We start from the raw sequence: 24,903 nt of genomic DNA on the forward strand, positions 1-24,903 counted from the left end.
ACTTAGGAGTTAACAGCTTGTTTTATTTATTTTTCTTATAATGATTTTACTTATTGATGAGAAAATTACTTTGATATTGTTCTCAACTTACTTACGAAGTGGTTTCGAAATCTTTCAATTTTTAAAAGTGAAAGATTGTGATTCATAAGTAATCATAAAAGTGGGCTTTATTATCTAATGAACCTGAGATCGGTTTAAGCCATCGCCGAATGAGCATCCACGAATCGCAGCTACTTAGAGTTAAGTGTAAGCGGTTAATACCCAGCAGTATTGAAGTGAGCAGCTAGAAGTATTAGTATCTGGAGATATTCCACGGAAGAAGAGATTCGAACTGCTCTACCGTTTCGGCATACAGCAGTTTAGTCAGGAGGGTGGTGAAGATATTCGTATGGCTCTAGCCCATTTAGCTTTGCGGTTTCGACGATGCTGTAGGCTTTCGCTCCAGGCGAACAACCATGACCACCTCCCAACCAAGAAAGAGCGAATTGCATTCTCGGCAAGGATATTGCTGATGCGCAGTTCGCCATCGGTGTAGTAGACAGTAAGTTTAGACCCGAGATTCCGCAGCTATTTTTAGAATTTATTTCGCCGAATATGCCGACACGTTCGTAACAATTGCGAAATCTTGCTGCCTTTGAGGCACTAGCAGAGAGGCATGTGATTTTTGATGACGAGTCACGTTTAGCCTCCTGATAGCAGTGAGAGATAGTTTAACCGAATATTGTTATCAGAAACCGACTTGGGTAGCCACCATTGGATGACCCAATCAATCGTTACGTGATGAAAGTCACATGATTTATTAGATAATTAGGTGCGGAATGACGGTTAGAAAAGCCAAAAGTAAAATTCGGATTGGATTTTTGCTCACGAGAGACGACCTCATAATGAAGTTCAATCAACTCAGGCTTGCGTGCTTTGCGCTTCGCCCGATATTCTTTATCGTATTGCGATTTAGCTAGCCCTTAGCAACTTGTTGCTTTAGGGGCGCAGCGTTTACTTCCCTTGCAAACCAGGTTGTGTTGAGAGACAGTTTAACAGCTTGCGAGCCCGTAATGTGATGCGAGTCGAAAGGAAAATTCGCGCATAAAAAGTATCCGCTCAATACTCAACTCAAGCTCTTTAAATGTAAAGTTGGTTGAGCCTTTACCTGGTGTTTTGGCTCGTGGCTGCGCCTCAGTCGCCTTTAAGACTGGGGTTATCTCTTAAAAACTACCCGAAATCACAAGCCCAGAAACGAGTACCCCCTCACAGGGTGCTGATCTAACGGGTAGCGGGAGGGGTGTTGTTGGTGATTAACAAAGCTGAATGGACATATATTCGTACCATCTCGTGTAGAACCACGAAATGGTCAGTAATATCCGTTAATACCCCAGTTCACCTGCATTAAACAAAACCAAACTTTAGTAAATCCAATTATTATGTGCTAAAGGCATTCGGTTTAACAAATCACGGCGCTCTCGCCAATCGGGAAGTAGCTTGCCCATATACCCCTTGAAGCATTCATTGTGATTACGCTCAAGCAAGTGCACCAATTCATGCACTAGGATGTACTCCAAACACTCCGGTGGCTTTTTAGCAAGTTCTAAATTCAGCCAAATACGCTTGGCCTGCGTGTTGCAACTGCCCCACTTGGTTTTCATCTTTTTGACTCCCCAATCGGCAGCTGTAACGCCGATCTTATCTTCCCAAACAGGCAATAACTCAGCGATTCGCGCTTTAAGCGCATCTCGATAATATGAGTTCAGTACCAATGCCTTGTTCTCAAGCGTTGTTGCGGGATTGACATATAAATGCAATCGACCACGACCTAGCTTGATTTCATGCTTACCAGCGCGCTCGACCACATTCAGTCGATAACGCCTGCCCCACAGGTAATGACATTCACCACTCACCATTTCTCGATCAGATTGGCGAGGTTGTTTGGCAAAATCACTCTGCTGTTTCTTGATCCAAGGAATGCGGCTGATTACTGCCATACGGATTGCGGTTTCTGTCATAGATTCAGGAGCAGAAACACGCACACGCCCATCAGGTGGCAGTACGCTGATATGGAGATTTTTAATTGCCTTACGATTTAACTGCATCGTAATAGAACCAATTTCTACCTTAGGCATCAGTGGTACTCTTTTTGCGCTTTTGCCAGTTCCATTACACCCTGAATATCCACCTCATAACCCGCCGTTTCTTCTCGAACCGCATTGGCAATTTCTCGTTCCTTAAAGCGATCACCTACCCAATCCGCTTTTTTGGTATAACGAATGGCACTATCTATTTTGGTAGCCAGTAGTTCATCTTGACCAAAATTATCGTAAAACGCGCGTTTGGGATTAGAGTCCATCGATGGCGGATAGTTAGCCGCTGTCTGCTCTGGACGTATAACCTTACGAGATAGCTCGCGGACTTTTTCCAGATACTCTTGATATTCAATCGCTTTTTGGCGACGAAGCTCAATCAGCTCGTCCAATAACACCGACATTTGCTCGTAATACTTGGGGTTAACCGGGTTTTCATCAACGATGGTTTTACGCACATTATTTTCGATGGTTTCGGCCATGGCTTCCTGATTCTTACGAATACTTTCAGGCAAAGCCTCCACGGCATCAGCACCTTTTTCAACAATGAGCTCAATAAGCCCTAGCTCTTCAAAATCCATCAGCACTTCGCTGTCATCCGCACGAATATACATATCTAACAAGTGGCGCATCGCAGGCTCAAAGCGTTTCATTTCTACCAAATCGCCACTGGCCAGTTTTACTTCGTCACGGACTTTCTCAAAATGAGCCACTTCTGTTCTTATCGAGTCCACATCTTGCCCAGAATAGCCTGCATCAGGCATTTCATTGGCGATATTGGCGAACGCACGCAGCAGTTTGGCAACGTTCTGATAAAGCGTTAAACGCAGCGCTTCTTTCTCGGTGAGCTCGTCTTGGTTCAGACCTGACTTACCACAAAAATAATAAATGTAGTCTTCCGTGTTGCGTGGCGCTTTTACCGGCTCACACAAGGCTCGCACCATTTCCAGAGCATTATCCAAATCTAGCTTGGCCTGCTCTAAACGATCTTTCAGCAGCCCGGCAACGTCTTCCTTGTCATAACCATCAAATGCGCCTTGAGTATAATCCGAAATTGCTTTATCCAACGAGCGGAACAGATCTTTGTAGTCAATGATGTAACCGTATTCTTTATCATCACCATCCAAGCGGTTCACGCGGCAAATGGCCTGAAACAGGTTGTGATCAGCCATCTGTTTGTCGATATACAAATAGGTAGCCGAAGGAGCGTCAAAGCCAGTCAGCAGCTTATCGACCACGATGAGCAAGCGCATTTGCCCTGGCTCATCAATAAATTGCTTTTTAACTTCTTTTTCAAACTCTTCAACTCGGTTAGCGGCCTTGTCTTCCGGTTGCTCGAAGTAATCCGCAAGCATCTTGCGGTAAATATCGTACTTAAAGAGCTTTTCTGTTAAACCTTCACCAGTTTCTTCCCCTTTAATGCTTGCAGCAGTCGGTTGAAAACTGGTGACAATAGCCACCTTACCGGCTAAATCTGTTTGACTGAACATTTCATAAGCTTTACAAGCTTGATAGACACTAGAGCAGACCAACATGGCATTGCCGTAGCCATCCATCAGGCGTGGCTTGGTGTCCATATCCAGCAAGATATCATTCACAATCTGCTGCAAACGCGATTTACTGGACAGCACCTTTTGCATGGTGCCCCATTTCTGTTTCAACTGGGTTTTCGCTAATCGAGATAATCCGCGTGTTTTGGCCTCAAACCATTCATCAACCTTTTTCTGCGAAGTGACATTTTGGTCAATGTCTCGTGCTTCATAGCGCAAGTCGAGCACCACCCCATCGGCCACGGCTTCATCAAATTTATAGGTGTGAATGTAAGGGCCAAATACCTCAACCGATTTCTTCTTGTCTTTCTTCATCAAGGGGGTGCCGGTGAAGCCGACAAACATGGCTTCTGGCAGGATGGACTTCATCGCTTCGTGCAACTTGCCCGATTGAGTACGGTGACACTCATCCACAAACACAAACAAATCGCCTTTGGCTTTAAAGTCCGATGGTAGGGATTTCTTTAACTCGGCAATAAACTCATCCGTCGCGGTATCGTTTTCCGAATCAGACTGCCGACCAAATTTATGGACTAAAGAGCAAACCAACCAAGGGTTGGGCTGATTGAGCGTCGCCACCAAATCGGCACCGCTTTTGGTGCGATAAATATCTTCCTCAACACCGGTGAACACTTTTTCAATCTGCTCATCCAGCTCGGTACGATCGGTCACAATCAATACACGGGCGTCTTTGACATTTTCGCGTATCCATTTGGCCAGCCATACCATAGTGAGGCTTTTGCCAGAACCTTGCGTGTGCCAAATAATGCCGCCTTCACGCCTTGCGATATGGCGTTTTGCTGCTTCAATACCAAAGAACTGATTGTGACGACAGGTCTTTTTTATACCCGCATCGAAAACAATAAAATCATGGATAATTTGCAGAAAGCGCGCTTTGTTACACACGCGGCTCAGGTGAAAATCGAGTTTATGATCGTATGGCCCTCTATTTGGCTCATGGCTGCTGCAATCTTCCTTCCACTCAAGGTAATGTTTTTCAGGTGTTTCAATGGTGCCGTAACGCAAACCTTGCGTGTCGTTACCCGCCATCACCAATTGCATGCTGGTAAAGAAGTTACGAATAAAATCTTTCTTTTGGTTATCGAGGTTCTGCCGAATACCTTCAGAGACAGACACAGAAGAGCGTTTCAGCTCAATCACACCGAGTGCGATACCATTGACATACAACACAATATCTGGGCGCTTTTTGTTCTCACCCTTAATAGACACTTCTTCGGCAATGGCAAAATCGTTTGCTTCTGGGTTTTTCCAGTCAATCAGCCACACAGTTTCATTAAGATGGCCAGCACCTTCTTTGTCTTTCACGCCATAACGCAGCAGGCGATAAACCTCTTTGTTGGCGTAATAGAGCTTTTTACCTTCGCCCAGCGCTGCTGCCGTATCTAATTGGCGAATAGAACGATTGATCAACGCCTCGCTGACACCACGCTTTTTTAACCAATCAACTAGGATATCCACTTCAATATTTTTATTATTAGCGCGATCCTGCCAATCGCCTAAATAGCGATAGCCTAAGTCAGTTTGAAAAAACTGAACGATACGATTTTGGGTAGCGCGCTCACGCTGACCAACGTTACTCATCCTAACCTCTAATCAATTCGAAGCTTGTTCCCCTTGCCAATCAAGCAACGATCAAGCAAATTATATCCATCAAAATCAAGCCATTAGAACTAAATTAGCTAGCTTTATCACCACCAAGTCAAGTAAGGATCAAGCAAGTTAGACTTTTATTAAGCACCCAACTCAACCAACTGTGCTCGCTATTCTTTGAGCTCGCTTAATAATGGCCTTGAACGCATTGCCAGCCCTGTCGTCAATAAACTCAATGTCTGGATACGCTTTTAACGCTCGTTTTATGCCGCTCCCCAAGCCCCGATATGGCAACACTTTTGGAGCAAACGAGGCCAAAATTGGGTTCCTAACATTCGAGTTACCCATTTTGATATTTTCTATCGTTAAGTTATTGGGCAAGTGACCGGGGCTGACGATTTCAATTCGATCAGCAAACACCAAAACCTTAATCGGAGCGGATACAAAGTAATCTCGATGAATAAGTGCATTGGCAATAAGCTCTTCAAGAACGATTCGCGGAATTTCTGGCTCGCCTACTGAGTTGAAGCCTTGTTCATTCTGCACATGGCGAATGTTAGCCAGCACAAAACCCAGAACCTTTTGGAATACATCCGATAGCTTGCCGTTAATATCCTGGCTGTCGATATAGTGCTCGTCTTCGATATCAACACCCGGAAAAGCCACCGCTTTTACAATAAAAACCGGTAAGCGTATTTGTGGTCGTGATGCAAACAACAAGGCGCCGCAGATGTTAAGCTGCCCGTTCTTTGCCAAATTCATGTTTTCAAGCAGTTGCACACGAGATACGTCTTGGTCTTCAACTCGTTCGCCGTATTCCCTTTCAAAAAATGCGTCAAAAAACTCTTGGTCTATGTCTGTAACAGAACTACCGTTCACAGATATCTCATCCGCATGGACCAACGCCGATGATTGAAACATTCTCAGTAGCTCTTCTCGCGCGCTGACTTTGGATTTGTTAGCGCTATTTTTTACCCATACATGTAGGTTGCCATCCATATAAGGCTTGCTTATGCCTTCAGGCACATCAACAACCATCACCATACCACTGGGTAAAGCAACATTTTCAGTGGTAACGGAAATCGGTGGTTTTACATCCTTTGCCGCATTAGAAACCAACTGATTAATTCGCCCCATATCCTCAATAGTTAGTCCTTGAATGCCTCCGTCATCAGTGACTCCAATAAACAATAAACCGCCTTTAGAATTACTGAATGCCGCTAACTCGGGCACCAGACTCTCAGCTCGGGTAATGTTTTGCTTAAACTGATGCCTTGAGTCTTCACCGTTGGCAATAATCGCTAAGAGTTCTTCGGTTTCCATGCTTCATATACCTGCTTACGTTTCTCGAAGGCTTCGGCACCACCTTCCATAATACTTACAATGCGTTGCTGAACGTCAGCACAGTCGATGCTGCCGTTAACTAACGCGATATGGTCATCTTGATACTCACAGGCAATCACCTGTTCCGCATCACCCAGTACCGGAATATTGGCGTTGTGTGTCGCGAAGATAAACTGGGTAGAAGGTTTAAGCTCTCTAATCAGCTTGATGACATCGTCATAGATAGTTTGGTTGTCCAAATCATCTTCTGGCTGATCAATGATCACCACGTCGTTTTCTTGCTGACTTAACACAAACAGCATCAACGCCGATGCCCGTTGCCCCAACGAGTGGTGCGCCAGTGCTTTGCCGTGATACTCGATAGTAAATACATTCGGCACTTGCCAGGTTAACAAGGCTTCTAAGTTGTCTTCAAAATACTGCCAGAAGGTATCAAAAGACCCGCTAAGCGTGCTTTTCAGCTTTTCAACGTCGCGATAGGCCGATGCGAAATCACTGTATTCATCCACCACACTTTGCAACGTTGCTTCACGAATACGGCTCCCGCGATACAAATCTTGAATGTGCTTAAGCATGGCAGCCTTATTCGCTTTAAATTGCGGCACAATTTTAAGGGGCGAATCAACCCGATTGATTTTGCTCAGTACCTGCTCAATGGTGCGGTACTCCTCCAGCCATAAATCATTAAGCTGCGCTAATTCACGCTCTAGGGATTGATTCAAATTCGCATACTGCTGCTCGCTTTTGGCGAGTACGGCTAACATTTGCTCGGCTTGATCTAACAAGCTTTTAAGTTGTTTAAATTCTTGCGGGCTAATTGCCTGTGCACCAGCTTGCTTAAGCTCTGTGGCCAGTTTGCGTTCAATCTCGGCAAACTCTTCTTTTAGCGCCTGCTTTTGTTGTACAAAGCCAGCTAGTTTCTGCTGTAAAAGCGCAACCGTATTGTGACCATTGAGCACCGTTTGCTTAATGCCATCAAAGCCAGCAATCAACTGCTTGTAGGTCGCAAAAAAGTCATCAAAAAATATCTGATTCTGGGCAGACTTATACAACGCCTGATTTTTTAGCTCATCTTCAAAGCTGGCGACAAAACTATTGAGCTCGGATAGATAATGCTCAGCACCTTGAATGACTTGCTGTGCTTTACGTTCGTCGCGCTCAAAGTCAATTTGCTTTTGCAGCTTGGTTTCAACACCGTGCTGCTGATAAAACTTGAGCTTAAATTCGGCATCTTGCTTTTTCTGCAACCATTCTTGCTTTTGCGTTGCCGCTCGGTTGAGGCGCTTAATCTGATTAATCGCATCCACCACCCGCTGACGGCCCAGCTCAATTTTTTGCCGGACAGGTACCAGCGCTTCGCCAAGCAACTTTTCAATCAAGTCTTTTTCAAAGCCAGCGCCCGTGCTGGAAAGATCTTTCTGACCAAAGTAGATCGGCTGATGCAATACCGTTTCACGCACCGACACGCCAGGTTGCAACTGACCATTCACATACACATCGGGGCGCTCACCCAAGATACGGCGGATTTGATAGGGCTGCCCGCGTCGATCAATGGCGTCGATGGTAATTTTGCCACCACTACGCAGTAAGTGTTTTACCAGCCCCTCTTTGTATTCCACATCCGACGACTTATCACCAAAGGGGATATTCAGCGCGTAACGTACGCCTTCCAACACGGATGATTTACCACTGCCACGAATGCCAATCAGGGTATTGAGCTCAGGTGAAAGGCAAATTTCTGTGCCACCTAAAGTACCCGCCCCTTCAAAGCGGATTTTTTGAATATAAGAATGCTTATAGCTAGGCAGCTCGGCGCGGACTCGGGAGACTTTATCGCGCAGCGCAAATTTAACCGCCTCAAAGCTGAATGAGCCAAGCTTTAAGTAACTTGCCTCTTTTCGTGCCGCCATATCCGCAAGGTTCTTGGCATCACAACCTTCCACTTCAGCCGGATACAAATAACCTAATGCTTGCTGGATTTTCGCGCGCTCATCGCGGGTGCGCACTTTTTGAAAAGCCAAGGCTCTGCGTCGTACTGTCGCATTATCAAATAGCTCTTTGATTCGTCCCGGAGCAAGCCCGCCCCATAAGCCATTCGGAGCTTCAACATGGGCAAAAATGAGAAAGTAATCTTTGTGAAATTTATCCAGCTCACGCACGGTTTCGACAATATCGTGGTTCGAGCGCGCATTTTCATCTTCAAAGTTCGCAATACCCGCGAAAGTCAGGCTGAGAAACGTTTGAATATGGTTGGTCTGTTCTTTGTTGTTAAACCATTCATCAGAAAAAACCACCAACGTATGCACACCAGCCTGACCATCTTTAATAGATAGCTCAACGCCCGGCAACAAACCAATGCCTGACTTTTTGGCTTTTTTGCGCAGTGCCTTAAATTCATCTACATCAAATTTATTGTGGTTGGTGATAACTCCAAGACCAATGCCCGCATTCGCAAGCGCCGCGACATACTGGTTGGCATAGTCATTTTCTTCACCACTATAAGTAAACTCTTTATCAGCGCGAGTATGGAGGTGGAAGTCGGCCTTTAACCAGCGACTTCCATATTCAAAAACGGATTCACTCATGAATAACCTCCTTTGATGGTTTGATTAACCGTGTTTTACCCGTCAGCAGCTCTTGCATCATGCCTTGTTTGATCTGGCGGGTTTTGCCAAGGCGTTGTTCCAGCGCCTGAATCTCTGCGTCCATATCGGATAGGATGGTGGCGATGGCGGTTTGTTCTCTAGTATCGCAAGGTAAATATATTGGTATTTTTTTAATAAGCCCTGCGGTGTAGCTTAACTGCTTTGTACCCTGACAATATTTGAAGGCTAGCTCTTCGCCGTTATAGACATACCAGAAATATAAATACTGGGTCATTAGCTTTTCGTTTGGGTAAATTGCCATGCAAGACTGATTTGTTGCTGACGGCTGCCCAACAATGCCACAAGCACCACGCGTACCAGCGGCTTCCAATCCAGTAATAGCCATTAAGAATGTACCTGCTGGATGAATCTTTAGGTTTGTTTTTAAGACTGCCTCATCGCTGATTTTTTCAAGAGTATCATTAATAACGCAATAATTGAGCTCGCCGCTAGTTATCCAACGAATAGTGCCTTTGTAAAAAGACTTATTTCCTCTATAGGGTGTTGCGCCACTAGACAAAAAGCTTATTACGTCAGCAAAGGTAAATACCTCCCAATCTTCCGGGATTTCTCCCAACTCACTTGGCTTGGTACCTTTTGGCGTACCATCTTCACGCAAAGCAAACTGCGGCAGGCGGGTGCGGCCGGTGAGGAGTTGTTGCATGGTGGCAGTTTTGATGGCCTGTTTTTTGGCAATCAGTTTTTCCAACTCGCTAATTAGCGCATCGACATCTGACAGGGCATTGGCGATGGCGGTTTGTTCTTTTTCTACGCTCGGTAGAGGAATTTTGAATTCAAATAAGTTTTCAAGCGTGATGGACGCTTGGTTGGCGTTTCCTCGATAAATCACCTCAATAAAATCAATATAACGTTCTGTTCGAAAATGATTTAAAAGTAATGCTTGAATACCTTCCGTTTTAGATTTGGCTCGAATTCGAACTGCATTTTGGTTTAAGAGGCTTCCTTCATGCTTTTTTGTTACATAAATGGCTTTACCAACCAATGAATCATACATTGGCGGCTTCGAACCAACCGTAGAAAAAATAAGGTCACTTTCTCTGAGAGACCATGCTTGATAAAGCTTTGCCAACTTATCCGAGATGAAAATTGGGGATTCATCTTTTATATCCGCATAACTTGTATCGCTCACTCTAATGATACGCGTGCCCGTTTCGCCGTATTGCTCGGATTTGAACGCATATCCCTTTTTATAATCGACTAAATCCCCAAAGTTATGGCACTCCCAATCTAATGGGATATCGCCAGCTTCGGTCTGCTTATAGCCAATGAGGTCAGCATTCGAAGCCGCTTCCGCCAGATATTTCGGACTCATTTCCGCAATTCCACTCATAGCGTCCACTCCAAGCCCATCGCTTTTAAGTGGCCTGCCACTTTATCGCTGAGGTTTTCTACCGATTGGGTCAGTTGCGGCAGGGTGGCGCTGTAGCGCTCTTCCAACTCTTTCACACGATTCGCTAATTGCTGCGTCACGCGCTCGATTTCGGCGACAATATTACTTTCAAGCGTTGCCAGCCATTTGTCGTCCACAATCAGGGATTTGATCTCATCGATGCTGAGTTTGGGGTATTGCTTAAACACCGCTAAATCGAGGGCTTCTTGCGCTTCTTTTAGGGCTTTTTTGGCCTCGGCCTCGGCATCAAAGAGTTTTTTGGCTTGTTTTAGTGCGGCTTTTTCATCCGGATCGCTGGCGAGTTTCAAGCGCGCCGTGACGGTGGCTTTGGTGACTTTATCTTTATCGTTCAGCGCATCGTTAAGTAGGCCATCGTCACCACTGTTTTCTTCCAGATAGGTTTCAAGCTCTTGGCTGGCGCTATCCAATAGCGATTGCAGGCTATCCACTTTGGCTTGTTCTTCGGCAAAAAAGCGCGCCACGATTAACGCCGGTGGAATGAGTTCGGCTTTGTATTTGGCTTTACCAATCACCAGATCAGGCGTTTCTTTCAGTTTTTCACCTTTTTTAACGACCAACTCACGCAACACTTTGCCTGCTGGCCAGCCGTCTTGCACTAGCACATACACATCGTCTTGCATTGACTCCGCCCAGTAATCCATCAGGATCTGGTAGATGTCGTATTTGCTGAGTAACGCCACGTTCGCGTAGCTATGCAAGAGACTTTCACTGATTTCAAAAATAAGCGATTTGGGTTGATCACCGATAGCGATTTCCTCTAACGCGATAGCCTCACTCCATGCATGAAAATGCTGCAAGCTTTCTGTCGCGAAGGTTTTAAACTCCGCATGATTCAAAATGGTACCTTTTACTTCAGAGGATTTAACCAAGGCTTTGCTATAACCCTCACGGGCATTTTCAAACAAGGTCGCACGAATGCTCGGGAAGACTTGCCAGTAACGCTCTAAGGCATCGATGTCGCGGTTTGGAATACCGCCTTGCAGATGAGCGCTTAAGTCGTGTAAGTCTTCCGGTTCACTGGAGTCGATATAACGCGGAATATTCAGGTTGTAGTCGTTACCGGCGATTTCACTGAGCGGTACCATACGCGAGTAGCGCGGCAGTTCTAGCTGCTTGGTAAAGACATCAACGATTTTGTGAATATCTTGGCTGCGCAGGCGGTTTTTATTGCCGTCTTTGGCAAAGCCTTTGCTGGCATCGACCATAAAAATACCGCTGCGAGCGTTCGCGTGCTCTTTATCAATCACGATAATGCAAGCCGGAATGCCGGTGCCATAAAACAGGTTAGCCGGTAAGCCGATAATACCTTTGATGTAACCTTGTTTAATCAGGTTTTCACGAATACGCGCTTCGGCATTGCCTCGGAACAAAACACCATGTGGCAAAATGACCGCGCCTTTACCGGTGCTTTTTAGGCTTTTAATGATGTGCAGTAAAAAGGTGTAGTCGCCGTTTTTCTCTGGCGGAATGCCCCAACTGAACCGGCCAAACTCATCCTCGCTTGGATTAATTCCACTGGTCCAGTTTTTGTTGGAAAACGGCGGATTGGCCACGGCGAAATCAAAAGTCTTAAGTTGGCCGTTTGCTTCTTTCCATTGCGGGTCAGCAATGGTGTTGCCTTTCCAGATTTTGGCGGTGGCGTTGTTGTGCAGGATCATGTTCATACGCGCCAAGGCACTGGTCGCGTTGTCCATCTCCTGGCCAAAAATACTCAACCCACGCGGCGCTTCATCACTGGCTTTTAGCAATAGCGAGCCCGAGCCGCAGGTTGGGTCGTAGACGGTGGCATCTTGCGGAGTATTGCTATCAATACCAATCACTTTAGAAAGGATACGTGACACTTCCGACGGTGTATAAAACTGGCCTTTGGATTTACCGGATTCGGTTGCAAAGTGGCGCATCAAGTATTCGTAAGCATCACCCAACAAGTCATCGCCATCGGCGCGGTTGGCAGAGAGATCTAGCCCTTCAAAGATACCAATCAGCTTAGACAGGCGGTCAATCATCTCTTTGCCTTTGCCAAGCTTGTCTTCATCGTTGAAGTCGGCAACATCGATGACGCCTTTGAGGTCATTTTCTTCGGCCAGCGCGCTGATGATTTTATTGATTTTATCGCCGATCTCTTTGTCGCCTTTCAGGGCAACCATATCGTCAAAGCTGGCACCTTGTGGCACTACAATCATGCCGTAAGGGTCACCTTTGTATTTGTCAGAGACATACTTCATAAACAGCATGGTCAGCACATAGTCTTTGTACTGACTGGCATCCATACCGCCGCGTAGTTCATCACAGCTAGCCCAAAGGGAGGAGTAAAGTTCGGTTTTCTTAATGGCCATTTGGGTTCCTTAACCTTTCATCGTCTGGCTTTTGGCCGGAGTATGTTCCAATAATTGGTTTAACTCGCAGTCGAATAACTCGCACAGCTTATCGAGCGCCTCTAAGTCCACCTTGAGCGCGGTTTCTTTGTACAGTAGCGTGACTGTGGTACGGCTGAGGCCGGTTTCACGCATCACGTCGCTAATGCGCATTTTTCTCTCACCCATTAATCGGGCTAGGTGGCAGCGGATCATGCTCTCTCCACGGTGTTTTCTTAACCATAAGCTTGGGGATTTTTCACTGTTTCTTACCCTACCACGATTATGATTATTCTCAACTTATTTGAGTTAAAACCAAATAATTGAGCGTATTTGTTATTCGTTCGGTGCTGGTTGTTGGTACGCTGGCAGTTCACTGGAATGCTTCTAACGGTATTGTCCGCCTTAGCCAGTAAACCTAGCCAAGCCCTTGGTTTACTGGCGGAGCACTGCAAGGTGACAAGCCTACACAGGATTCATCGCCTTTCTAGTCATCCAAGATGCTTCCTTTAACACAATACATGCGTGGGCGGATGTTGTCGGATAGGCTAACTTTGCGCTGTGGTCGGCTACCATCGGGCAAGCGCAAAATCCGCTGCTGACGCGCTGGGTGTACTGAGTACGAGGTTCTAGGACGTTGTCAACATTGAGTGTTGCCGCTTTTAACCATCTTTCGATGAACAGTAAAGCTCACTTAATCTTTACATAATGACGCACAGCCTTCATCAGAAGCTCATGATCGATATTGTCGAATGCGCCTTTGATATCAAACTCAACGACCCAGTCCATTCGCCAACACCACAGTCGAGTTTTATCTACCGCTTGCAGTGCCGATTTCCCTGGTCGATAACCGTAAGAATCAGGATGGAAGCATCTGTCTATTTCGGGTTCTATTAGCATCTTGACCACCATCTGAGCGATGCGATCAGACATGGGACACCCAGACTCCTTGTACCACCATCCTTCTTAGGTATATTTACCTGCTGAACAGGTGGTGGCATGTAGGAGCCTGACGACATACGATTCCATATCTTGTAGAGATTTCCTTTCAGGTTTCGCTCAAATGCAGACAAAGAGATTTTGTCTACACCAACTGCGCCTTTATTAGCTTTCACACGCTGATATGCCCTCCAAACGAGCTGTTTTGAAATATCAAACGATTTTGTTGATGCCATCTGGCTATTGCTAGGTTGACTGAATTTCATCAACTGGATAATGCTTCCCTTCACTCCTCATCCATTACAGATGACTCATCGCTACTACGAGCCGCTCCGTCCCTGTATTTGATATCGGTATTCTTCCTCATGGTATTTGCCATTTGTCATTTCCCTTAAACTCACATCCAGGTTCCCACGTTCCATGCTACCGCCTAAATCAAGCTCATGCCGCCTATACACCGATTGCCGCTGAAACAGTAAGTAGGTTTCCTTTCAGCTAATCTTAGGGTTACTGGGCGCCCCTAGTTTTGACAATACTTAATCCTTAACGATGCGTCATCGGACGGTTTGCTTTCGCTCATCTTCTTGATTCATAAATGATATCTTATTGATACCTTTTCCAAAGTCGCTCACTACCATATATCTTAAATACAGCAGCACTTGGCGGTTTGAAACCGCCCCCTACAGGCAGATTTCGGGAGGCCATCTCCCATCAGTAGCACCGCTACCAAGAGACAAGTCGGTGTCACTTTCAATCATGGCAGCGAGACCGTTGAATAGGTTAAGACGCACACCTTCACACCTAACTCGAAGCCAATCGATTCAGGCTTATTTAACCGATGAAAGTTGTCAATGTTCAGCCTGAACATTGCTATTGGAGCGTGTATGAAAAACGGATTTACTCTACTGGAATTGCTAATTGTAGCGGCTCGCAATCGAAAACAGTCGGACTCGCAATCAGCGCAAATTTCGGCTCACATTAACTGCAAATGAAAAACGCCACCGGCTCACATTAAGTGATAATGAGCTCGCATTTATCCTGCTCGACTCACAATCGACTTTTGTCGACTCACGCTAAGTGAAAATGAAATACTCCCCCGCGACCACCTTGAGTGTCCACTTAGAGTAGAGTTAAACGAGACAGTTTTCATGGCACTTTACGGCTATGCCCGCGTTTCAACCAATGATCAGGACCTTACCCTGCAGACACAAATTCTCCGCACTGCCAGGACAACGGCGCCTCTGGCGCCACCGATAGTCGTTGTTGCAACTGAATGACCGGGGATGGCAGCGCCGCCTCTGGGCTCAAATGGGGGGCGATTGGGCGTTCCTGGGAGGAAGGTCTCTGCGTGAAGGGGAGAGACTCACCGCCCCAACTCCCGACGGCACTAAGACCGGTGAACAATATCGCACTGACCATAACAGTGTGTCCGGATGGGATAAGTGCCATATAAAATCCTTGGCCTTAGTGAGGCGGTTAGGGATAGGTGACGCTGTGAAGTTCGCACACCGTTTGACGGCTGGCGGGCCACAACGAGTCGGGATAAGCCGACACGATGATCGGTGTGTGAGCCTGATAGGCGGCCAGAAGCATGCTTAAGAGCCCGTCGTATCCTGGGTGACTTTTCGCCACAAAATACCCACCCGGGCACGGTTCGCTGTTGGTTTCCATGGACAGAAAGGCATCGCCTTGTCGGCTGTCAATGACGAGGCGATCAATCATGGTGGGGAGGGGGATGTCCAAATCCGGTGAAGCCGTGGCTAAGGTGGGTAAGCCGACGACGCTGAGTATGAGTATGAGAAAGTAGGCTTTCATTTTTTATCCCAGTAGCGAGACCAAGAGTGACGACCCTGGGAGCGACTTTACGCGTCTAGATATCAACCTGAAGGGAGTCAGCCCGATGACTTAAGATTGAACCATTAGACTCAGTGATTTATGGGGTGAGAGGAGAGCTCACTGACCGCCTTAATCAAGGTCCACTTCTCTACCCGGTCACTCCCCCCTATTTGCAGTTAATGTGAGCCGAAATTTGCGCTGATTGCGAGTCCGACTGTTTTCGATTGCGAGCCGCTACATCTAAGGGGCGTTTTTTATGTTTCAGACCTAATTCATCTATCAACTTGAACATATGCCAGCAAATGCATTACAATGTGACACGAATCACAAAAATTAAAAAAGGGGGGTAAAATTGAAATTAAACAATAAAGAAATTTCAAGAAAGCAGTTTGATGATTTCCTCAACAAAAAATTTGGCGAGGCAATTAAGAATAGTATCGAGCAATTAGACTGTGAAAAAGCTCGAGAAACAGTTACCAATCAATTAAGAGAAGAGGGTTACTTAAATGAACAAAAAGAAAACCAATAAAAAGATTGCGAGAAGTGCAATCACTGGGCAATTTGTTTCTCTTCAATACGCAAAATTACACCCATCAACAACCGTTGTTGAGAAGAAAAAATAGTCTATACAAACGCAACGCATTTTAGAGTAAAGAAGATTTATTCCAAAATTCGTTAAATTTTAGTGCTCCCTTTTACTACTTAACTGCTTATCGCACCATGCGCTTATCTGTGGCGAGTAAAGCGCGAAAACACTAATCAACAACGCGATACCAATAATCACAAATAGGCCACTCATAAGAACCACCTCCCAAGAACATACCTACTCATAAGACTACCACACCTTTGAGTTTTCCAAACTGAACATCCCCACACCAAGAAATCGGCGAAGCCGTTTTCTTGGTGTGGGGATGCGACAAGCGCAGCGCGTCAGTTCGGAGCCAAATGTTCGTTGTGAACATTCATCTTTCATCACTCTGTCACTTCATACCCCTATCAAATTCACTCAGCGTCCCTCCCTGTTTGCTCGCTCCGCATTGCAAATTTGGGAGAGACACTTCGCAAATTTTGATGGCGATCAAGACCTCGCTAGGTTAGAACTTCGTTTAACCTAGCAAGGTCTTATAAAGTAAATGATTCAGACATTTCACGCATATTAAATAACGCATACTCAATTTGAAATTTGATCTTTAACCAAGAACAGTGCATTATTTGCGCAACGATGTGAATCAGTTTTATGGTGGCGTAATCGCTGCACTGGCAAGTGTGCTTTTCAAATTTGATTTGGATATATGGCGAAATGCAAGGTCAGTATCACCCACGATACCAAGCACATATGTGCCAATACCGAGAACGGTTTTAGTTCAAATCGCACTCGCGACCACGCTGAGAACAGCTTAAGTTCAAACTGCAAAGCAGCAATGTTTAGCCAACTTCAGGCTTGGAAAACGGTCAGATAATCCATGTGTTTCTCACACAAAACTGGCGAATAGGCATTAAGTTGTCGCTGTCTCGATGTTCGAGATTGTATGTTCTTACAAGGAAAAACAATGTCATACACTTACAACCAAAGAGAAAACATTCGCACCTCATTTGAAGTCGAAAAACTCTATAACACTCATAAAGGTTTTATTGGCCGCCTCCCTGATGTTGAATACAAACAATCCAATGGAACATGGAAAAGTGCCGGTTCACGATGGTTAATCAACGTCGACGATATAAAAACCATCATGGACGAAGGTTTTAAAAGCGCTCAACTCTAATGACTGACTTCGATGTTCAAAGCGAACTTTCAGCCCTGAAAGATCAAACCCAAACCATACGGAAACGCTCCTATTCCACTCGAAAATCACGCCTCGACAAATACAAGTATCAACTATTGGAGCTTCATCAAGCTGGCGCAACTGGCGCAGAGCTTCAGCGTTGGCTTCGCACCAACAAACGGATCAAAGTCGCTCACTCCACCGTTCTTCGATGGTTAGAAAAACATGGCTAAATTTGCGAAGAATGTCGATCCAAAAGCTGTTGCTGCAAAACAGGCCGCAAACGTTATGAAGCAGATGCAGAGGAAAAACCTCTCTAGCGTTGGCACGGTTCGCAACTACGAAGAACGTCTGACGATAGTCGCCAAACACGCCAATGCCGATTTTAATTGTGGTCTCCGAGATTTAACGGTTGAACAGGCACACCAGTATTTAACCGATAGGGCCACAGAAGTGGGGCAAAAAACCTTAGATATGGAGCGTCAGGCGATTCAATCCATGATGCAACATGTCACAGGCAAACTCGGGCCGACTGAAAAACTGGATGTGATAAAATCCTATAAGCAGCAAATACTTTCCTCTCGCTCTTACACCCCTGAGCAAGCAGCAATGATTGCGAAGGCACAAACCGAACGCAACGCCCTCGCCACTGAAATCGCTCACGCCGCCGGACTTCGAGCGCATGAGCTTTATACCCTGCAACGCATCGATGAACGATCTCCTGATCCTAGACCTGCACTGGAAGAGAAATTCTCAGCTCGAGAGGGTGAGCGTTACACCGTCGAGGGAAAAGGCGGTCTGGTTCGTGAAGTTCTCATACCCAAAAGTCTTGCAGAAAGATTGGAAGATCGCAGACTTGTGCACCCCATTCAGATCACCGACCGAGGCGTGCACTACACCAGTCATTACGACATTAATGGCGGTAATCGTTGGTCCAGTTCTTTCACTACAGCCTCAAATCGGACATTGAATTGGAGTACTGGAGCGCATGGACTAAGGCATAGCTACGCCCAAGAGCGCATGAGCGAACTGCAAAAATCGATGCCGTATGAGAAAGCACTCGAAGTAGTCTCCCAAGAAATGGGGCATTTTCGCCCTAATATTACCGAGGTTTACCTAAGATGACCGAAGAAGAACGTGAAATAGCCAAACTCAAAAATGTCATTGAGCGCTTACAACGCGATCGTCAGACACTCATCGAACAAAACCATGAAAAAACGCTAAAAATCAATGAACTCACAAACAAGCTCAAAGCGACAGAAGAAGAACGTGACGATTGGATTAGCCAATGCGCAGAAGACAGTCGATTTTATGCTTATGAAGAGCATCGTCGAAGTTACGAGTGCCGAGAATGCAAAGAGAAAGACGAGCAATATCATCGTATGAGAAGTGCTTTTGACCGAAGGAAGCAACAGCACCAAGCCATCGCCGAGTTCTTCAAACACTACCACTTTACTCACAATGGGGAAAAAATGAGTCTAACGAAATTGATTCAGTTCGGGCTCGATTTAAAAAAACAGGAATAACCCCCCGAAGAGCGCAATAATAATGATGATGTTGATATAAGGCGTCAAAGCGCTCTTTTTCAGACGGGGTCATAGTGTTCTCTCCAGTAACACACCAACGACATGATGGTGTTACTAAAGAGTATGATTATTAGGGGCTATTCATTTCTGCCGCGGAGCGGCTTCGTTCAACTCAGAAATGTCCAAAAAAGAGCTGGATCGTTTATGTTTCGGCCAATTCTGATTGACCCACAATAGGCAGCCAAGCTAAGAGCTGCCTATTGTGAGATTCAAAACAGGTTCAATGGTCTTGATACTTCTCCAGGACAGCCGCGATCGCCTGATCGAGTTCATTTTGCACGTCTTTAGACAAGCGGCCAAACTCATACGAGAAATTACGGCCTTTTACTCGCTTACGGGCAAAAACGCCTTTGCTGTTAAACTGGGCTAGGGGGTCACTTCTGATTGCTCTTTCACTTGTTTTGCTTCAGTGATTTTTAACTCTGCTTTTATCGCGGCAATGATGTCTAACTTGGTTCCATCAAGGGGCTGTTCAGCCTGAACATTGACAAATTTCTCCTGAACGCGATCGACAAAAAATCTAATTCGTTCGCATTACTTCCCAATAGTTTCATGACCTTACCGAACAACGAAAAATCTATTATCAAGTTTAAAAGGGTGAGTGAGCGGCCAGACGAGATCGCGGCTGGATCTCCTGAATTTGAAAAAATTCTCGATGCGGGTGACGCGAACCTAAGCAAAATTGACTTTAGAATGAGAGGAATCGGCATAGTTAGAGTTTGTGACCCGAGTGGAGCAAGCAGCCTTTATAATAGCTGCTAAGTTTTACGGTCAAGCAAGATAAAAGCGACTCTTTAAATACCTGCCACAGGAGGCACTTAGTAACACAGCAATGCCCCAAAGCTTGTCTTAAAACAGCTCATACCTTACAGCCGGTAACTCACTATGCTATAAATCATCTAATGTTACTTTCAATCGAGGAGCGAGCCATGAGCCGTAAACCACTTTCAGAAAAAGAACTGCTTGAGGGTATTACCCCCAAAACAGCACACGCTGATGAGCTCGCGACTACAAATGAAAAAGATTGGGGATCTTATTCTGAAGATACGGATAAAGCAGAAAGCGATTTTCTTGTTCAAAGAGACGATGCTCTTAACGACACCCGAATGGAAAAAATGCTAAAAATGGCTGAACGCTTTAACAAAAGCGGGAGTGTCGATAGGGAAACTCTCATGAAAGTTAAAGGACTTACTGAATCGGAAATACCGTCAGAAAACGAGTACAAGATGGTTTTAAAGAGGATTGAAACCATATTCGATGCTGAACCAGGCACACCCGAAGGTGACGAACTTGAAAAGCTAGTGACCTGGGTGGAAGCGTATGAAGAAGAGCACTACCCATTTTAAGCTAGTTAGCCCTCTGCTGATTCATCTTTGCCCCAAAGTTTGTTTCAGCGCATTCACCCTAACAGCAGTCTAGCTGATTTTGCTATACTGCAATTTATCTAAAAATCCTTCCAGGTTGTATGAGATGAGCAATAAAAAGCTGACCGAAAAAGAGCTGTTAGAAGGGATGAATCCTTATAATACCCACAGTGATTTACTCGCCAAGACCGAAACAAAGCCTGATTGGTTGTCTTTCGCCGACGCGGTAGAGAGTATTACAGATAATTTCATGGCTAACCGAAATGAGGTTTTCGATGAGCTTCGTTCAGATTTGGTAAACCCATATATTTTTCTTTTAAACCTCAAGTTAGTACTTGATAGCCTTCCTGATGGTGATATTGCGCTTTGTGACTTGGGCAATGAGATTGGTCGAGTTATTGCTAGTTTGAGTTCACCAAATAAGACATGCTTACGTGAAGTCACTAATGGTATTGAACATGGTTTTGATTTAATTAGAAAAGAAAGAGGATCTTCGAATGAGTAAGCTTGATGAATGGGTTGACAACAATATGACTCTAACCAGTATCATCATAATGGTTGCGGGGCTAACGCTTGGATACATCCTTATTCAAAATTAGCCGCAAGGCAAGCTTTGGGCTGGAAATCGGTTGGAGGGGCGACGCCTTCACTCATGGTCGAGAAATGTGGACCATGTTAAAACGGGGACAGATTGATGTTGAGGGAGACTCTGCTTGCGAGAAGTTTTACGCTCTTGCAGGATAAGAGTGTCCAGAGGCCGCTGCCTTCACTTCACGTCAAAAATAAACTTTGCGACAGAGCCAAAAAATTCGGGTTGATATGTTGAGCTGTAAATTGAGCAAAGTATGCTCCCGCCCTCTCACGCACATAGGGTTGAAGTTTTAACTCAGAAATAACTTACTTGGTACCGACTGTAGAGAGCCTTCAGATAACTACTGTCAGATCACGTAGAATTTGCACACCACTTCTGTAGGCCCCCACTGGAAACCTTCAAAAGTGGTGTAGGGGAGGGAACCTAAAGAACATCCCTTAGGTCATTTTCACTCTCATTTTTTCTTTTTGGCTTTGGCGTGATACTCAAAACCTCGGGTTCTTCCTGAATTGCTTTCGCGATTCTTGGTTTCTCCGCTTTTTGTTTTTTCGGTGGAGCAAAACTCAATACCCCTTTTCGCGATAAAACACCGTCAACAAACTCAATATCAAACTCCCTTTCCTCACTTTGAGGCAGATAGTTGGACTTCAAGAACCTGACTTTTCTCTCATTTTTTTCCGCTTTTATCGTGATTAAAAACTTAACTAGCCGCATAACAGAGCTAAGCCCGGCACCAGAGGCCATGGTCACTTCTTGCTCTCCACGAATTTCATTTTTATTGACGTGATGAACAAGCAAAATAGCAGCCCCTGTGCGTCTTGCGATGGCCTGAAATCCCGCCTTGATGTGCTTGTCGTGTTTCACTTCATCACAGCTGCCAACGGCTTCCGTGACGGTATCAACAATAATAAGATCAACGTCATTATCAACCGCAGATTGAACGAGATTATTTACATACAGGCTGGCCGCGTCATGCTCATCTTTATTCGCCTCTGGCGGCGCTATCAACGGCGTTTGTTCGGTGAGAAACAGCAGGTTACTAAGCAGTTCATTTTGAATATCAGGTGAAAATGACTTGAGCTTTTCCACCATACGTTCCCGCAAAACCGCACTGCTATCCTCAGAGCTGACAATCAGTACTTTTCTCGGCGTCTCAGCACATGAAAGCCCGAGCGTCACCGCTGACGAAGCATGTTCTATCGCTAACGACAATGCTAGATGACTTTTTCCAGCGCTGGGCGCAGCAATCAGCATACCGATGGAAGCTTTAACCAAACCTTTTAGAACAAAAGGGACTTCCGAAATAGTCTGGTCATTCAGCAATGAGTTTAGATTTTTAATCATGACTACGTCACCTTGAAGAATTGATGTTCACGGCCATCGACGGAGACGATTTGCAGGTTAAAATCGGTCTCAATCTGATCCCTAACCTCCAGTAAGCTTCGCTTAAGATCGTATCTGAATGACGCACCCACATTGGACGCCACCGAGTTCATATATTCCTCAATCGCCCAACTTAATTTTTTCGTATGCAGAAAATCGAGATTATGCGTGGTGAGCCATTTAATGAACGAGCGCACAGCGTAAGAGCGATAGTTTGTGATTTTGTGCTGCTCAAGTCGGTAGTAATAACCATGGGATTTGATGGCTTCTAAGAGCCTTTGATCAGGAACAACAAAGATGTGGTTGGCGACAACATCATCACTCTTACCGTTTTTGTTTTTTGATTTGTCATAGCAAAGCATGAATTCCTTTACGAAACTCAAAGGTTTACGGCTTGAAATGTGACCATCTGAATCCATTTCACAAATAAAAAGCTTTGATGTGTTGAGTTGAAAGATCCTATCCTCGATCAACCGATAGTTAGATCGTGTCGGCTTTATCTTCATTCGAGTGGCAAGCTCATACATGCTCATGGATAGCACTATCGCATTGCTATCAATCTCCTCGTCTAAACTTTGCTCACTTGAGTTAGGAAGTGTTTGAGCATCATTTAACGTTCCTAGCACCGCTCTCCAAGTCATTTTGCCGCCGCTCTTATACGCCTCATCATCCAGCTTAATCAATTTCGCATAGGCTAGAAGCGTCTCAAGCACATCTCGGTGGGCGTGTAACAGGTAGTTATTGTGCAGTTCGACTCGGAAATTTTTACCAAATGAGTTTACAGTCACAACCTCTAGGGGATGATCAAATGAAACCCCGCCCATTGATGCGACTTCAGCCATCCTTTTGCTCATAGATGGCGTCATTCGAGCAGAAGGATGAAAAACCGTTGCTCGTGAGAATAGTAGGGAGCTGATAAATTTATTAGCTCTGTCTTTTTCATCAATTACGGATAGATCTTTCGTTTCTTCGAACATGATCACTATGTCAACTGGGATACCTAGATAGCGATATTATGTCAACTGGGATATCTTTTACAAACATTTTTATGTCAACTGGTATAGTTTTTCTGTCAACTGGGATACTGATCACCGTCAACTGGTATATCAAATAGGTCAACTGGTATAGTTTTGAGGATCTTCCTAGATCTTTAAGAATATCTTTAGATATTCAAGTTCTTATTCTCGCTCACACAGGCGAGCTGCGACAATCAACGAAGAACTTTCCTCGCGAGGGCGAGAAAAGTCCTTCATTGATTTTTAGAAAGAACTAGAGCGTGTTGAACTTCAGTATGAAAAGTAAACAGGGAGTTGTGTGACGTAATGGTTAACCGAAAATGACAATAGCGATTACCCATAATGGCTTGCTGATGTTAATAAATAATAGCGGGAATTTGACACCAAAAGCTGTGCCACTCGTTGCTATTTGACTTAATTTTTCAAATAGATCTATTATGAAGCAAGATACCTGCTTTATGATAATAGATTACTGATTTTTAAAGAAAATATGTGAAGGTTATAGTGAAAGGACAAGTAGTATCGTTCATAGTTGGGAAGAATTACGGATTTATTAAGGGCGATGATGGAGAAAGCTATTTTTTCCACTTATCGAGTCTTAAGGACAAATCTTCGAAATCTAAGGTGACTAAAAATGCCTACGTGTTGTTTGATCCGAGCCCAACGCCTAAGGGAAACGCAGCAAAAAATATAACGATACTCGATACATTTTATAGAAAGAGGCTGGTACCGTTTTTCGTTACGAAAGAAGCGTCACCTAAGCATGGGGAAATTGAACAACATCATGCGTTGAGTACGCCATATTATGATGATCCCAACGAGGCACGAGAATACCTGAAACTCATGGCAATGACGGTTGGTTGCAATGCTATCTTAAATTTCCATATCAGAAGAGAAACCTTTTCGGAGGGGAATTACAACTACACAATGCACGCTGCTTTGGGAACGCTCGCTTTAATCAGTGAACTTGTGCCATGTTCTTCTGAAGCAGAGGTCGAAGAGGGCGAAGAAGAAATAAGAGAAGCCATTGCTCAGTTTGATACAAACTTTTCTATCGTGAACGAGAGGGAAACTAAGATTAGATACAATCAGGAAGGCTGGCCAGTTCCAAGATGGTTTGTGCCTGGACTGATCATAGCGGCGTTCATATTACTTTCCGTTATCGGCATCGGCAATTAGCAGCAACGCTTTAAGTATTCTGCTTTAACGATCTTATGCCCCAATGTGAGTTAACGCAAACATTCATCATTACTCTCTCGGTGTGGATTTTTCATACAAACGTTAATCTGAAGTCCGGATTGTTAGAAATGAGAGTTTCTTATTACTTGGTATCGAAAGGGATGGAAGGCTTTCTACCCTAGATGAAACAAACGATTTTTTAATTTGGTGATCTAGAAGGTAAAAAACTTACTTAAA

General features: G+C 44.9%; 20 protein-coding genes and 3 pseudogenes. 10 read left to right on the top strand and 13 right to left on the bottom strand.

Annotation, left to right across the window (positions count from 1 at the left end):
* Positions 1-292 precede the first annotated feature (292 nt).
* The 9 genes and pseudogenes from EWA64_RS00270 to EWA64_RS00310 form a co-directional block, all read right to left on the bottom strand.
* A pseudogene (locus EWA64_RS00270) lies at positions 293-528 on the bottom strand (transposase domain-containing protein); the annotation flags it as partial.
* Between the two features lie 872 nt (positions 529-1,400).
* The gene (locus EWA64_RS00275; RefSeq protein ID WP_061894817.1) at positions 1,401-2,114 is read right to left on the bottom strand and encodes a M48 family metallopeptidase; all 714 of its coding nucleotides are present in this window, start codon (positions 2,112-2,114) and stop codon (positions 1,401-1,403) included.
* Positions 2,114-5,224 carry a type I restriction endonuclease subunit R gene (locus EWA64_RS00280; protein ID WP_061894816.1) on the bottom strand — a complete coding sequence of 1,037 codons (3,111 nt, stop codon included), beginning with the start codon at positions 5,222-5,224 and terminating at the stop codon, positions 2,114-2,116. Before EWA64_RS00280 ends, EWA64_RS00275 begins: the two co-directional genes overlap by 1 nt.
* Before the next feature lie 162 nt (positions 5,225-5,386).
* Positions 5,387-6,556 (bottom strand): RNA/DNA-binding domain-containing protein, encoded by a 1,170-nt coding sequence (locus EWA64_RS00285; protein WP_061894815.1) that lies wholly within the window; start codon positions 6,554-6,556, stop codon positions 5,387-5,389.
* Complete coding sequence (locus tag EWA64_RS00290) at positions 6,535-9,162, bottom strand: TrlF family AAA-like ATPase (RefSeq protein WP_061894814.1); 2,628 nt, start codon at positions 9,160-9,162, stop codon at positions 6,535-6,537. Before EWA64_RS00290 ends, EWA64_RS00285 begins: the two co-directional genes overlap by 22 nt.
* Positions 9,155-10,573: a restriction endonuclease subunit S gene (locus EWA64_RS00295; protein WP_139045690.1), complete on the bottom strand. Its 1,419-nt coding sequence runs from the start codon at positions 10,571-10,573 to the stop codon at positions 9,155-9,157. Before EWA64_RS00295 ends, EWA64_RS00290 begins: the two co-directional genes overlap by 8 nt.
* Positions 10,570-12,990, bottom strand: a complete 2,421-nt coding sequence (locus EWA64_RS00300; RefSeq protein ID WP_061894813.1) for a type I restriction-modification system subunit M — start codon at positions 12,988-12,990, stop codon at positions 10,570-10,572. The genes EWA64_RS00295 and EWA64_RS00300 overlap by 4 nt, the downstream gene beginning before the upstream one ends.
* 9 nt (positions 12,991-12,999) lie before the next feature.
* The gene (locus EWA64_RS00305) at positions 13,000-13,224 is read right to left on the bottom strand and encodes a helix-turn-helix domain-containing protein (RefSeq protein WP_061894812.1); all 225 of its coding nucleotides are present in this window, start codon (positions 13,222-13,224) and stop codon (positions 13,000-13,002) included.
* A 393-nt stretch (positions 13,225-13,617) separates the two neighbouring features.
* Positions 13,618-14,183: pseudogene (locus tag EWA64_RS00310) on the bottom strand (reverse transcriptase domain-containing protein); the annotation flags it as partial.
* Between the two features lie 648 nt (positions 14,184-14,831).
* Between EWA64_RS00310 and EWA64_RS00315 the strand changes: the two are divergent.
* Positions 14,832-14,939 (top strand): prepilin-type N-terminal cleavage/methylation domain-containing protein, encoded by a 108-nt coding sequence (locus EWA64_RS00315; protein ID WP_170320342.1) that lies wholly within the window; start codon positions 14,832-14,834, stop codon positions 14,937-14,939.
* Between the two features lie 156 nt (positions 14,940-15,095).
* Positions 15,096-15,173, top strand: a pseudogene (locus EWA64_RS00320) (hypothetical protein); the annotation flags it as partial.
* 250 nt (positions 15,174-15,423) lie between these two features.
* Here the strand turns inward: EWA64_RS00320 and EWA64_RS00325 are convergent.
* Entirely contained in the window at positions 15,424-15,762 is a 339-nt protein-coding gene (locus EWA64_RS00325) for a hypothetical protein (RefSeq protein ID WP_061894808.1), read from the bottom strand.
* A 373-nt stretch (positions 15,763-16,135) separates the two neighbouring features.
* On the opposite strand from EWA64_RS00325, the gene EWA64_RS00330 reads away from it, so the two are divergent.
* The 5 genes from EWA64_RS00330 (at position 16,136) to EWA64_RS00350 (ending at position 19,072) form a co-directional block, all read left to right on the top strand.
* Complete coding sequence (locus EWA64_RS00330) at positions 16,136-16,312, top strand: hypothetical protein (RefSeq protein ID WP_170320341.1); 177 nt, start codon at positions 16,136-16,138, stop codon at positions 16,310-16,312.
* Positions 16,313-17,333: 1,021 nt separating this feature from the next.
* Positions 17,334-17,546: a hypothetical protein gene (locus tag EWA64_RS00335; RefSeq protein WP_061894807.1), complete on the top strand. Its 213-nt coding sequence runs from the start codon at positions 17,334-17,336 to the stop codon at positions 17,544-17,546.
* Positions 17,546-17,779: a hypothetical protein gene (locus tag EWA64_RS00340; protein WP_061894806.1), complete on the top strand. Its 234-nt coding sequence runs from the start codon at positions 17,546-17,548 to the stop codon at positions 17,777-17,779. The genes EWA64_RS00335 and EWA64_RS00340 overlap by 1 nt, the downstream gene beginning before the upstream one ends.
* Positions 17,772-18,671 carry a site-specific integrase gene (locus EWA64_RS00345; protein WP_061894805.1) on the top strand — a complete coding sequence of 300 codons (900 nt, stop codon included), beginning with the start codon at positions 17,772-17,774 and terminating at the stop codon, positions 18,669-18,671. The genes EWA64_RS00340 and EWA64_RS00345 overlap by 8 nt, the downstream gene beginning before the upstream one ends.
* Entirely contained in the window at positions 18,668-19,072 is a 405-nt protein-coding gene (locus EWA64_RS00350) for a hypothetical protein (protein WP_061894804.1), read from the top strand. The genes EWA64_RS00345 and EWA64_RS00350 overlap by 4 nt, the downstream gene beginning before the upstream one ends.
* A 280-nt stretch (positions 19,073-19,352) precedes the next feature.
* Here the strand turns inward: EWA64_RS00350 and EWA64_RS00355 are convergent, their stop codons facing one another.
* A complete protein-coding gene (locus EWA64_RS00355) occupies positions 19,353-19,517 on the bottom strand; it encodes a ParB family protein (protein ID WP_082796678.1) in 165 nt (54 codons plus the stop codon).
* Positions 19,518-20,061: 544 nt separating this feature from the next.
* On the opposite strand from EWA64_RS00355, the gene EWA64_RS00360 reads away from it, so the two are divergent.
* Positions 20,062-20,478, top strand: a complete 417-nt coding sequence (locus tag EWA64_RS00360) for a hypothetical protein (protein ID WP_061894803.1) — start codon at positions 20,062-20,064, stop codon at positions 20,476-20,478.
* A gap of 124 nt (positions 20,479-20,602) precedes the next feature.
* Positions 20,603-21,001, top strand: coding sequence for a hypothetical protein (locus tag EWA64_RS00365; RefSeq protein WP_061894802.1), 399 nt, complete (start codon positions 20,603-20,605; stop codon positions 20,999-21,001).
* A 510-nt stretch (positions 21,002-21,511) separates the two neighbouring features.
* Here EWA64_RS00365 and EWA64_RS00370 read toward each other — a convergent pair.
* On the bottom strand, positions 21,512-22,432 hold the full coding sequence (locus EWA64_RS00370; protein ID WP_061894801.1) for an AAA family ATPase: 921 nt from the start codon (positions 22,430-22,432) through the stop codon (positions 21,512-21,514).
* A 2-nt stretch (positions 22,433-22,434) separates the two neighbouring features.
* On the bottom strand, positions 22,435-23,448 hold the full coding sequence (locus EWA64_RS00375) for a hypothetical protein (protein WP_052072628.1): 1,014 nt from the start codon (positions 23,446-23,448) through the stop codon (positions 22,435-22,437).
* Positions 23,449-23,991: 543 nt separating this feature from the next.
* Between EWA64_RS00375 and EWA64_RS00380 the strand changes: the two genes are divergently transcribed.
* Positions 23,992-24,666: a cold-shock protein gene (locus EWA64_RS00380; RefSeq protein WP_065860331.1), complete on the top strand. Its 675-nt coding sequence runs from the start codon at positions 23,992-23,994 to the stop codon at positions 24,664-24,666.
* Positions 24,667-24,903 lie beyond the last annotated feature (237 nt).

The organism is Vibrio cidicii (assembly GCF_009665415.1).
GTDB classification, from domain to species: domain Bacteria; phylum Pseudomonadota; class Gammaproteobacteria; order Enterobacterales; family Vibrionaceae; genus Vibrio; species Vibrio cidicii.